An 11,946-nucleotide genomic window follows, 5' to 3' on the forward strand; every position below is an offset into this window, starting at 1 on the left:
CCTAACGCAGTGCATAATAGAAAAGGCCAGCTTCGAGAGCTGGCCTAATAACTGTCAACCTATATTAGGACGACACAAGACAAACTGCCTTACACTGCGTTTATTTATCAGAACGCCCATATCTATCTGAGAAACGAACGATATCGTCTTCCCCTAGGTAAGCTCCAGATTGTACTTCAATTAGTTCTAATGGAATCTTTCCTGGGTTTTCTAATGCATGAACTGCCCCAATAGGAATATAAACAGACTCATTTTCCGTTAGCATTTGCGTTTCATCGCCTATTGTCACATTAGCTGTTCCCGATACTACAACCCAGTGTTCAGCTCTATGATGATGCATTTGAACTGATAGTTTTTCGCCTGGCTTCACGGTAATACGCTTAACTTTGAAACGTCCACCATTGTCTATTGAATCGTAACTTCCCCAAGGTCTGAAAACTTCGCGGTGAAACTCAAATTCAGGGCGCTTTTCAGCTTTCAAACGGTTCACAACGGTTTTGATGTGTTCTGCGTTTTTCTTATTCGCCACCATAACAGCATCTTTGGTCTCAACTACAACTACGTCTTCAAGGCCAATAACTGCAACGAGGCTGTGCTCGGCATTCACATAGCTGTTGTTGGTGCCTTCTAATAAGGTGTCGCCAGTAGTTACATTGCCATTTGCGTCCTTTTCTCCCGTCTCCCAGAGAGACGACCAACTGCCTACATCAGACCAACCTGCATCTAGTGTTACCATCGCGGCTTCGGAAGTTTTTTCCATCACTGCATAATCGATAGAATCACTTGGGCATGAAGCAAAAATGTCTTTGTCTACACGAACAAAGTCGAGATCTTTTTCGGTTTTTTCAATCGCCTTTTTACATACCGAATATATGTCAGGTGCGTGCACTTCCAGCGCCTTTAAAAATGCACTGGCTTTAAACATAAACATGCCGCTATTCCAAAAATACTCACCTGAACTTACGTATTGTGTTGCGGTAGGCATATCTGGCTTTTCAACAAATTCACTTACATCGAAGCCAATATTCAGCTTGTTTCCGGCTTTTATATAGCCGTAACCAGTATGAGGCTGAGTGGGGACAATACCGAAAGTAACTAACTTATCTTGTTCAGCTAGAGCCTGGGCTTCTTTAATTTTGGTACGAAACGTATCGCTATCTTTTATTAAGTGATCGGCGGCTAATACCAAAAGAACAGGATCATCCCCGTTTTCGCAAGCTTGAAATGCAGCAAGTGCAATAGCAGGAGCGGTATTGCGACCAACTGGCTCTAAAAGAATGTCGCTGTTATCGACACTTATTTGTCGCATTTGCTCGGCAACAAGGAAACGATGTTCTTCGTTACAGATAATAGAAGGTGGCAAAGACTCTATGCCATTGAGTCTCAGTACAGTGTCTTGAATCATCGTTTTGTCAGAAGTAAGAGACAGGAACTGTTTTGGTAAAGCGGCGCGAGACTTTGGCCATAAGCGGCTTCCGGTACCACCTGCAAGAATGACTGGCTTCATTTGAATTCCCTAGTTTTCAAATACATTTTATGCATCCAGTATACTGAGTTATGGTCGAGATAAAAATATTTCGACGTGGCTTTAATCGTTAGCCAAAAAAAAGTGCATTTAATTTTCTAGTAGTTATCTTAATTATTGCTTAACAATAGGTTATATTCAGCCAGATAAATTCGAAGTCTCATAGTAAATTACTCTAAATACAAGGACGTTCAAAATGAACAAAAGCATTATTGCTATTGCCGTTAGTTCAACTCTTCTTGCTGCCTGTGGCGGTTCCGACGACAACAACCAACTACCAGTGCTTGTCGCAGACTCCGCGGTTACACTCAATGGTGACGCAGTATCTATTGATGTACTTGCGAATGATACCGATCCTGACGGCGATGCTTTAACTATATCGGCAGTTGGAGTGCCAGATGTTGGTGAAGCCGCTATCATCAATAATGAGATAGTGTACACACCTACAGCGTTGGCGATGGGCGAAGTCAGTTTTTCATACGATGTAACTGACGGTGAAAACACAGTAAGTTCAACGATTACAATCACGAACCAACAGTCTATTTCTATTTCGAGTATTGCAACCGATGCGCCTTTATCGAATGCAGAGGTGAGCGCGCTCGATGCAGGTGGAAATGTAATTGCTTCCGTGCAGGCCGGTGCGGATGGTCGATTCACGCTTCCTATTACTGTAAGTGCTGCGCCCGGCGATTTAATTCTTAATGCAGTGGGCACGGAAGAACAAGCCCATGTAACGCTATCATCACGAGTCGGTGACTTCACTACGATGCGTAACATTAGCATCGAAAATAATACTGATGAACTTAACAGCGATCTATTTCCTGCAGGCAAGATAACTCATTTAAGTACGGCTATGGATGTACTTTATTCGGAGTATAAAGAGAACGGCGGCGAGGGAAGCTTCGATACGTTTGCAAGTGAAGTGGACTTCGAAAAGGTTTTAGGATTGGCCAGCTTCATAAAAGTTCTTGCTGATAATAGCGAGTTCTCGGTTCCTGAAGGTATGAGCACCTTGTCGTTTTTTACTGGAAGCCTAGTCGATGCGCTAAGCACCATCCGAAAGTATGTTGATAGCATGGGACTGTTAAACGATGACGGTACTTATGACGAGGCTTATGTGGAAGCAATTAATGCTGCCCGAGCAGAAACTCTCGAAGATGAATCGTTACAGCAAAATTTCGTAAATGCCGACATTGCGGGTGCGGTTTTTGCGACTTACTACCATTCAGAACAGCAAGCTGGCAAGGGCATGACAGCGTATACGTTCAACGCGGACGGTAGCGGCGCAAAAACGTCTGCGGAAAATGCATTTAATATTTATTCAGATGAATTTAACTGGAGTGTTGTAGACGGAAACTTAGTTATTGATGAGCTTGATGAATCACTCATAGCTTATTTTGTGTTTCTTGACGAAGAAATCTATGATCGATTTGATGAAGAAACAGCTTCGGAGATTCTTAGTTATGTTCATGAATATGGCATTGAGTATTGGAAAACAGAGCGAACCACAGTGGGCGAGCGTATAGAATTGCTAACACAATCCGGCGGTCACGCACTTGCTGTGTTAACAACTACCACTGAGCTTTCCATCACACCGATGGATGACATACAAGATAAACCAACTTTTACTACCACCTACGAAACTACCAGCGACGTTAAGTACACCGACACCACAGCATCTACGTTTACCGTAACCGAGGAAGACCTGCTTGCATCACCTTGGGTATTTGCTTATCAGGGAAGTTATAAGTATGACAAAGACTACTTAAATGAAGATGAGCGTACTGAAGTTGGTATTTTGAACGACCAGTTCACATTTAAAGATGATAATACCTTTACGTCTCTTGTTTTTGATGTGCAAGGAACATGGCAGCTAAATGATGGTGTTATAGACATTGAATTGGAAGATATGTCTTTCACAGTTACGCCCTTTAAAGCGCAGAATAATTTCGTGCTGGCGCTTTATGAATTTGACAATGATGGCGTAGCGATTAAATACACTGGCGATATGCACGCCATAGACTATGAGTTGGCCGAAGACTTCAGCATAGAGAGCTCATTACCTAATGTTTGGATGTCTTCTTACAATGAAGCACTTTTCGTAGATGGTGTACCGTTACCTGAAGACTTATTTGCTTATTACTTTTACGCGGACGGTACGGCTGGGAGAATTTATTCCCATATGGAAGAGCCATACTTTGTAGGAGATCGTGAACTTTATAACTTCCAATGGACCGCAGACGACAACGAGGTCAACATCATTGGGTTACGCGAAAGTAACGCGTTTACTTTCAACAGAGAATACACTTGGAAATTACTGGGCTCAAAGCAAGAAGGTGTTGTTACAATACTTGAAATGCAGTCCAACAAAGTTGATTACGCAGATGATTTTAACGAAGACACTGTGTTTAACATTCTTCCTCGTTTAAGTTTTACATTTACAATAAACCTAGAAGAACAATATCCTGAATTTTGGGAAAATACAGATTTAGGCAATTTAAATGCGCCTGACATCTCGCTGTCGTATACTTCGGAATTAATAACGCGATAGTTCAAAAAAGTTATGGCGCTAGTTTATCAGAGCTAGCGCCAACGTATATTTATCACCAAAATACCCACAGAACCATTCTGTTAATGCGTTAATTAATTTTATCCCGTACGCAGGAAAGTGTTCATCCACCATATTAAAAACGGGTATCGACCAAAATTTTTTTACTACAAGCCATACATATCTGTTATACCTACTGTGTCCACATCGCTGTATTGCTCTTATCATCAAAGAGCTTTCACAAAAAAACTTCCCAAATCCCAAAATCCAAAATAGAATCCGCACCAATTCAACCCCTGCCATTAAGCCTCAAGCTTACGCACACCCGGCGGGGAAGAAGCATGCTTTAAAATATTGGGGGCAGAGTACATTTCTTCCTCCAGTACGATCTGTCAATTTGGTTACCAAAATCAATAATCAGAATGTTGAGTTCATGCTACCTATTACATTACACCAGCATGAACATGTATTTGTTTTAGTTTGCTTTTATTAGCGGAGTCGTTATGAATAGGCTGCGTGAGCTGTCCAGCCAAGTGATGGATGTTTACCAATCTCTTTCCCAAGAATTCAGTGCATATCAATCTAGCCAGTCACTAAACTGCGTTGAGAAATGTGGTGCATGTTGCAATAACCCCGACATTGAAGTGTCGCCATTGGAGATGCTGCCTTTAGCACTTCATCTGTTTGATACAGGACGGGCTGAACAGGAGTTTGACGAGCTAGACAACTACAGCGGCTTCGCCTGTAAACAATATCAACGCTTAAGTTTGGACGGTAAAGAAGGCTACTGCGGAATTTACGAATACCGACCTGCCATTTGCCGTATGTTCGGTGCAGCAGGTTATAAAACCAAATCTGGCGAAGCCACACTTTCGGTGTGTAAACCAATTAAGCAAGCTGTACCAGAGAAGTATGCGGCCGCGCTGATTGCTATACAGCCTCAGCATTTAGATATCTTAGAAAAGCGATTAGTGGATGATATTGCCGCAAATAGTGAGGTTCGAGTTACATCGACAAAGCCGCCAATGATCGCAGAAGGCAGACAAAAACTTGCTCAATTAGATTATGAATTGGGGGAAAGGCTTATGCCTATAAATGACGCACTACGTTTTGTGTTAGAAAAAATTCTAACACTGAGTTTTTATGCTCAAGATATAGATGGTGGTGTTGCTGCTTAAATTAAGTGGGGGCAGAAAATGTACTCTGACCCCACCATTAAGTGCACTACGCTAGAATTCCGCGAGCGGCTTCTACGATTGCCTCACTAATAGTGTAGTCAGCACGGCTTTTGCCAGTAATGGCATAGTATCTCTCATTTAATGTGCTTGCGTTACCAATACAGTGCACGCCATATTGCTCTTCTACGTGCTTTGAAATGGCCGATGGTGCGCAGAAAACACCGAAGTCTTCACTACCAAAAAGTTTAAGCAAAGCAGTATCGTCAAATTCGGCTACAACTTTGGGGTACAGCTGTTCTGTCTCAAGCCAACTTGTAAGTGCTTGCCGTATTCCTGAAGTATTACCTTGAATTAGCAACGGCATTTGATTTAAACACTCTGGAAAAGTCTGTTCTTCAGTAAGCGGTGCTTTAGCAAAGAAGCTCAACGAACTTTCGCCCAAGAAAAAACTATTGGCGCTTATTTGTGTACCAGGGGCTATGCCTCTGTCTGCTAAAATAAAATCGATTGCATTAATGGCGAGCTCTTTCAACAAACCGTCGAAGCTATCCTCTTTTATCACGTATTTAACCTGTGAATACCTACGCATGGTGGCATGCACAAAGTCGTAAAAAAGCACTTTTGGAATACCATTAGTAATACCTATCACAAATTCTTTCGTATTCACTTCATCGCTATTGTTAAGTATTTCAGCTAGTTGATTGCCTTTATGAAATATTTCGCTGGCATACTGATAACTTACTTTACCTCGCGCGTTCAGGTATAGGCGCTTATTTATTCTATCAAAGAGAGAATAACCTAGCTGATTTTCGAAGGTGCTTAGTTGCCCGCTTACGGTTTGCGGGGTAACGTGGAGTAATTTAGCGGCTTTCGCAATGCTACCCTCACGGGCAACAAGATAGAAATAATATAAATGATGGTAGTTTAGGTGATGCATACTTCAACAAGTTACTCGGTTATGAAGGTATTAGGGGCAAGAAATGTACTCTGACCCCATTTTTTTCGATGAACTATTAAGAATATAACAGATTTATTCTAACTAACTATTGCAATACACTATCTAGCGTTGTTTTTGTACGATTAAAAACGGCGCGTCACTGATTTTTAAGCTAGCGGTATATTGAAGACATAACTATGGCTAAACCAATTGATTTACGTAAAACGCGAAAGACCTTATTTTCGCTATTGAAACCAGAAGCTGGCTTTTTTTGGGTTGCTATCGCATACGGTGTAGCAATTAGTTTAATGACCCTTGCGGTACCTATAGCGGTTCAAACGCTGATTAACAGTATCGCCAATATCGGTTCAACTCGGGCTGTTATCATATTGGCCGTCATTCTATTTCTTACTTTATTTATATCTGGCGTATTTAGCGCGCTTCGTATGCGAGTGATGGAGTTCTACGAGCGTAAAGTTTACGCCCGCCTCACCGCAGACTTAGGGCTAAAAACTATTCTCGCGCCCCACAGTTTTTTTGAAGGTCGACAAAACGTTAGCATTACACAGCGCTACTTCGACATAATGACTTTTCAAAAGAATATGCCGTCTTTAATGATTGATGGTTTCGCGCTAGTACTACAGATGCTGGTAGGTTTCACTCTAGTATCATTCTACCACCCAGCGCTTTTCGCGTTTAATGTGGTGCTTTTACTTACCATGTATGCGGTTTGGAAAATTTGGGGGCGTGGTGCTAAGCGCACGGCTATTGAATTGTCTAACGCGAAATACGATTCTGCAAAGTGGCTACACGATATTGCAATTGCTCACGAATTCTTTAAGTCAGCTGATCATGTTGAATACGCAGGGCGCAGCACCGAAGGTTATATCAGTAACTATGTGAAAAAGCACAAAAGCCACTTTCACTACACCTTTTCGCAGGTGGTTATGTTTCTATTGATGTATGCCGTGGCGAGTGCTTCGCTACTTGGTATCGGTGGTGTTCTGGTTGTACAAGGCGAGCTTTCTATCGGTCAGCTAGTGGCTGCTGAGCTTGTGATGTCTGCTGTTTTCTTTGGGTTGTCTCGCTTTACCCAATATTTAAAACTTTACTATGAGTTATATGGCGCTGCCGAGAAGCTGGGTGGCGCTCTTGACATGCCGCAGGAAGAGCTCAATACGTCGGAACAGATACCAGCTTCTTCTAAATTGGTGTTTAACGATGTTGAACTTAAACATGGTAATGATGCGTGCCACCTCAATGTTATCTTCGAACCTGGCACTAAGTATTTTGTTACTACTGATAAAAGTTGGGTGCAGAAGCAACTGCTAGGATTGCTGAAGCAATATGACCGCGTTAAATCGGGCGACATCTTGTTAGGAGAGCTTAGTCTAAACGATTACGACACCCATGAGTTACGGCAGGCCGTCACCATTCTAGATCGTTCTTTAATTATCGAAGTTTCTGTAGAGCGCTACTTAAAGTTGGCACATCCTCAGGCAACCATCGCGGATATTCGCGCTGCGCTTGAGGAAGTAGAAATGACCAAAGTGATAGATAGCTTACCAGAGGGTTTGCAGACTAAAGTATCCGTATTAGGGGCACCGCTACAGCCATTGGAGTTTTTGTTGCTTAAACTTGCCGCCGCAATTATTGGTAAACCTAAGCTGCTCATTTTGAATCAGCACTTCGACGCAATACCGGTAGAGTTGAGGGCGCGACTTCTAAGACGCTTAAGTAAATATGATTTTACCGTCATGTATTTTACCAATATGCCACTGCCAGATTGTTTCGAAGGTGTGTTGCATCTGCACGATAACGCAACGGCAATGTTAAATGAGTATTCAAATGGTGAGTCACCGATTAGTGCTACTAACGCAAGTGAGAGCAGCACGGCTTCAAAGAACAATAAGGAGGGTGAGTAAGTGAATCACGCAGAACGTCGCTTTTTAGATAACATCATTTCACTGCCTTCATTGAAAGTGCCAAAGCTTCATCGTGTAATTACCGGAGTTATCATCTTCTTGGTGTTGGCAGCTGGATTAATTTTGTATTTCACACCATGGATCCAAACGGCTTATGGCACCGGTATGGTCGACTCGCTCGATCCTAAAGACAGAACCCAACCGATAAATGCGTTAGTTGATGGACAAGTAAAGCAGTGGCACGTAAGGGAAGGCCAACAAATAAAAGCCGGCGAGCCAATCGTTACGTTAATCGATATTGATGCGCAGCGACTTGAGAAGCTGCGATCTCAGCTTTCAGCAGCGAACTTAAAGAATCAAGCTAATGAAACAGCAGTAAGAAATGCTGAGAACAACCTGGCGCGTCAACAGTCTCTGCAAGAGCAAGGGCTGGTTTCACGCAAAGAAGTAGAACAGGCCGAGATAAAAGTGCAGGAACTGCGAGCAAAAGCTGCCGCCTCTGTTTCGGAGATTAATGAAGTAAGCATGATTTTATCTCGCCAATCGACGCAAACTAAATATGCACCCGTTGATGGTACGGTTGTTCGGTTGCTATCAGGCGGTGTGTCTACGTTCGTAAAGTCGGGCGATATTCTTGGGCAGTTTATTCCAGCAGATGCAAAACGCAGCGTTCGCGTTACCGTGAGAGGGTTAGACGCACCGCTGGTTAAGCCTGGTGCAAAGGCGCGTTTGCAGTTTGATGGCTGGCCCGTTTTTCAGTTTAGTGGATGGCCGGGTAGTGCAATAGGTACCTTTGGTGGTGAAGTTGTGTATGTAGAGCCTGTTGCTAATGCTACTGGCGATTTTAACGTGTGGATTAGACCTGACGAGTCTGATATTCCTTGGCCAGCTGAAAGTTCTGCGCGTTTGGGGAGCCGGGTTAAAGCGTGGGTGCTATTAGAAGAGGTGCGTCTAGGTTACGAGATGTGGCGACAGTTGAACAACTTCCCGCCATTGCCAACGCAAGAGCCTACTACCGGTGGAGCCAAGGGGGCTGGGGCATCAATATGGTAATTCGAAGGTTTACATTAGCAGTGCTTGCAACTGTTGCGGTTATTAGCACTCATGTTTCTGATGCAGTAGCGCAAAACAAAAATACTAGGCAAGCACCATCAATCGATGCACTTATCCAGAGTATGGTGAACTATCATCCCTACGTTAGGGCGATAAATGAAGGAAACTATCAAGCTGCAGCCGAGTTAGAAATTGCAAGAAGCAGTTTTGATCCGTTTATAGAGCAGAAGACCAGTAGCCGCGTTAGCGGATATTACGATGGTACTAATTTAACGCAGCGCTTTTCTAATCCGTTCGAAGACTTTAATGGCTCAGTTTATACCGAGTACCGTATATCAGACGGTGATTTCCCGGTGTACGAAGCCGATTACGAAACCTTGTCTGGCGGCGAGGCTAGTGTGGGCATTGCCATCTCCCTACTTAAAAATAGAGAACTGGATAAGCGTAGAACGGAGTTAGCCAATGCAGGGCTAGCGACTTCACAATGGCAAGCGTTAGCGACAAGTTTAATTAATGACTTTGTTTACAAAGGGGTTAGTGAATATGTTGCGTGGTACGAAAGCGCATTGCAAGTCAATGCCGTTACAGAGTTGCTTAACACCGCAACACAACGTGAAAGAGCGTTGGTGACCCGCGTAGAGAAAGGAGATTTAGCCAATGTTGTGCTGACAGAATTTAAAGCCAACATTTTGCAACAGCGCCTTTTGCTTGCCGAGCTTAAGCAAAAGCGAGACGCACATGCTCAAATGCTTTCTTTTTATTGGCGTTCACCTAAGGGAGATATGTTGATAGTAGATGAAGCGAATCCGCCTAAAGATATCAACTGGCCTTTCTGGGTTGGTACCGGTCAGCTTATGACTCTTCGCAATGCCCTTCGTAATCACCCTGAACTTGATGTGATGAAATTAGAACAGCAGGTGGTAAATAACAAGGCTGCGCTGGCTAGTAACGCGTTATTGCCGAAGTTAGATTTAAAAGCATCGGTTGCAAGAGATATAGGTTCTGGTCCGTCAAATTTAGACGGTACCGAAACAAAAGTAGGTCTGTCGTTTTCCTACCCTTTAGGAAACAGGAAGGCGAAAGCTGAACAAGCCCAATTACAGTCAAAGCAAAGAGAGCTAGAGCACAAGCTAACCTCTACTGAGCAAGCGATAACTCAGCGTTTTGAACAGGCGCTAGTTTATTGGGGGCAGGCGAAAGACATTGTTGCTCTTCAAAGTGAAAATGCGGCGCTAGCGAAAACCCTTTCTAAAGTAGAAAAAACACGTTTCGATGCAGGTGACAGTGATATGTTCGTGTTAAATGCGCGCGCACAAAATGAAATTAAGGCCCAAATAAAAGAGATAAAAGCGAAAGTGGACTTACTAAAGGCAGAACTAACCCTTTATAAAGAAGCCGCTATGTTGCACTCCCTTAACAACTGAGCTTTTTTGAAAACATCGAGTTTAATTGTGAAGTAGGCTTGGGTGCTATTGCTTGCTGCTTGTTGTTAAAAAGCAGGTAAGGGTTGAAGATACTAGTACAGCTATAAACAAAAACGGCGTATTGAGTAAGTCAATACGCCGTTTTTTTAAAAATCAATTAGTAGGCGGTTAATTGCCCAGTGCACTATTAAAGTCGTCTTCGCTTAGTCCGGCAGACATAGCGTATTCTTTTAACTTATCCTGAGATACACCCGCGTGTTGCGCAGTATTTAAAATACGCATTACTTGTTCACGCTGCTGCGCAGACTCTCTCACTGCCGTTTCAACTACCGTTTCTGCTTCGTTAGGAAACACGGCCAGAAGCGCATCCACTACATACTCACCAACAAAAGGAACAGCATTCAATGCGCTTGTCATGATATCGACAATCTTATTTGGATGTTCTTGCGACAATGTCTGAACAATACTGTCTGCTGCGTCAGGTTGAGTAAGCACGGCAACGCGTACAATCTCATCTAGCTCTTCAGGTGTCGAAACCGCAGCAGCCTGCACAACAAAGTCGACATAAGTCGGCTCTGCTTTTATCGCTAACTGAACAATGTTAGGGCAGCTACTTACTTCTTTCTCAATAGCCAGCTGTACAATCTCTTCAGTAGACGCAGGTTGTGCAGAGATAGCAGCAAAAATGATCTCTCTGTATTTGTCTGGATAGGTATCTAAAGCAATATCCACAATAGACACAATCTCTTGCGGATAATGACCAGCGATTGAACTGATTGCTCGGCCAACCGACATAGTTTGGTTTACTTGACGTCTTAAGAAGGCGGTTTGAAAATGATTTGACTCGTCAGCACTTTCTACATTCGCTGACGCAGGTGGCTGAGCAACATCATTTGAGGATAATTCTTGTGCCATTGCTGTATGACTAACATGAGTTGCTAGTATTGCCGCAGACAGCAGTGTAAGAGTTCGTAACATAAACCCACCTTTATAATTATTGCGTAGCCAATTTCTGACACCACCAGTATTAATACATTTATAAAGAACACAAAGCATAGGTCATTTACGCTTATATACATTCTTATACGTATTCCTTTACGCAAGCCTTAATATCTATCGCTAATATTAAGCATTAATATAATAACGGCAGGATCAAATACTACTTTAAGAACTACTACTTTATAGGATCTGAATTCCTATCCTATTAGTAATTAGTCCATATTGTCTACTAATTATCACATTTGAGCGAAAAATAGACGGTTGGTTCAGTTTTTTCAACTTTTTTAAAATAAGTGTTGACGTGAGCGCTCATTTCCCTAAAATGCGCATCCGCTTCGGGGGAAAAGCAAAACAGCA

General features: G+C 42.8%; 8 protein-coding genes. 5 read left to right on the forward strand and 3 right to left on the reverse strand.

The window, feature by feature from the left end; genetic code table 11:
• Nucleotides 1-100: 100 nt before the first annotated feature.
• Nucleotides 101-1,507 (reverse strand): mannose-1-phosphate guanylyltransferase/mannose-6-phosphate isomerase, encoded by a 1,407-nt coding sequence (locus tag QME20_RS19155; RefSeq protein ID WP_014977509.1) that lies wholly within the window; start codon nucleotides 1,505-1,507, stop codon nucleotides 101-103.
• A gap of 214 nt (nucleotides 1,508-1,721) precedes the next feature.
• On the opposite strand from QME20_RS19155, the gene QME20_RS19160 reads away from it, so the two are divergent.
• Nucleotides 1,722-4,076 carry an Ig-like domain-containing protein gene (locus QME20_RS19160; protein WP_281716476.1) on the forward strand — a complete coding sequence of 785 codons (2,355 nt, stop codon included), beginning with the start codon at nucleotides 1,722-1,724 and terminating at the stop codon, nucleotides 4,074-4,076.
• Between the two features lie 500 nt (nucleotides 4,077-4,576).
• Complete coding sequence (locus QME20_RS19165) at nucleotides 4,577-5,251, forward strand: YkgJ family cysteine cluster protein (protein WP_049588902.1); 675 nt, start codon at nucleotides 4,577-4,579, stop codon at nucleotides 5,249-5,251.
• 46 nt (nucleotides 5,252-5,297) lie between these two features.
• Here QME20_RS19165 and QME20_RS19170 read toward each other — a convergent pair whose 3' ends face one another.
• On the reverse strand, nucleotides 5,298-6,188 hold the full coding sequence (locus QME20_RS19170; RefSeq protein ID WP_281716477.1) for a LysR family transcriptional regulator: 891 nt from the start codon (nucleotides 6,186-6,188) through the stop codon (nucleotides 5,298-5,300).
• A gap of 197 nt (nucleotides 6,189-6,385) precedes the next feature.
• On the opposite strand from QME20_RS19170, the gene QME20_RS19175 reads away from it, so the two are divergent.
• Genes QME20_RS19175 through QME20_RS19185 form a run of 3 tightly spaced genes read left to right on the forward strand, consistent with a single transcriptional unit; the run spans nucleotide 6,386 to nucleotide 10,590 of the window.
• On the forward strand, nucleotides 6,386-8,113 hold the full coding sequence (locus tag QME20_RS19175; RefSeq protein WP_281716478.1) for an ABC transporter ATP-binding protein: 1,728 nt from the start codon (nucleotides 6,386-6,388) through the stop codon (nucleotides 8,111-8,113).
• Nucleotides 8,114-9,166, forward strand: coding sequence for an HlyD family efflux transporter periplasmic adaptor subunit (locus tag QME20_RS19180; RefSeq protein WP_281716479.1), 1,053 nt, complete (start codon nucleotides 8,114-8,116; stop codon nucleotides 9,164-9,166).
• Nucleotides 9,079-10,590 carry a TolC family protein gene (locus tag QME20_RS19185; RefSeq protein ID WP_281716480.1) on the forward strand — a complete coding sequence of 504 codons (1,512 nt, stop codon included), beginning with the start codon at nucleotides 9,079-9,081 and terminating at the stop codon, nucleotides 10,588-10,590. Before QME20_RS19180 ends, QME20_RS19185 begins: the two co-directional genes overlap by 88 nt.
• A gap of 168 nt (nucleotides 10,591-10,758) precedes the next feature.
• Here QME20_RS19185 and QME20_RS19190 read toward each other — a convergent pair whose 3' ends face one another.
• Entirely contained in the window at nucleotides 10,759-11,568 is an 810-nt protein-coding gene (locus tag QME20_RS19190) for a hypothetical protein (RefSeq protein ID WP_014950850.1), read from the reverse strand.
• Nucleotides 11,569-11,946 lie beyond the last annotated feature (378 nt).

Source organism: Alteromonas sp. CyTr2, from assembly GCF_947311905.1.
In the GTDB taxonomy this organism is placed as follows: Bacteria; Pseudomonadota; Gammaproteobacteria; order Enterobacterales; family Alteromonadaceae; genus Alteromonas; species Alteromonas macleodii.

Bases quoted from the DNA above. Each gene is read 5' to 3' on its own strand.
- QME20_RS19155 (WP_014977509.1), bottom strand. From the start codon at position 1,507: ATGAAGCCAGTCATTCTTGCAGGTGGTACCGGAAGCCGCTTATGGCCA.
- QME20_RS19160 (WP_281716476.1), top strand. From the start codon at position 1,722: ATGAACAAAAGCATTATTGCTATTGCCGTTAGTTCAACTCTTCTTGCT.
- QME20_RS19165 (WP_049588902.1), top strand. From the start codon at position 4,577: ATGAATAGGCTGCGTGAGCTGTCCAGCCAAGTGATGGATGTTTACCAA.
- QME20_RS19170 (WP_281716477.1), bottom strand. From the start codon at position 6,188: ATGCATCACCTAAACTACCATCATTTATATTATTTCTATCTTGTTGCC.
- QME20_RS19175 (WP_281716478.1), top strand. From the start codon at position 6,386: ATGGCTAAACCAATTGATTTACGTAAAACGCGAAAGACCTTATTTTCG.
- QME20_RS19190 (WP_014950850.1), bottom strand. From the start codon at position 11,568: ATGTTACGAACTCTTACACTGCTGTCTGCGGCAATACTAGCAACTCAT.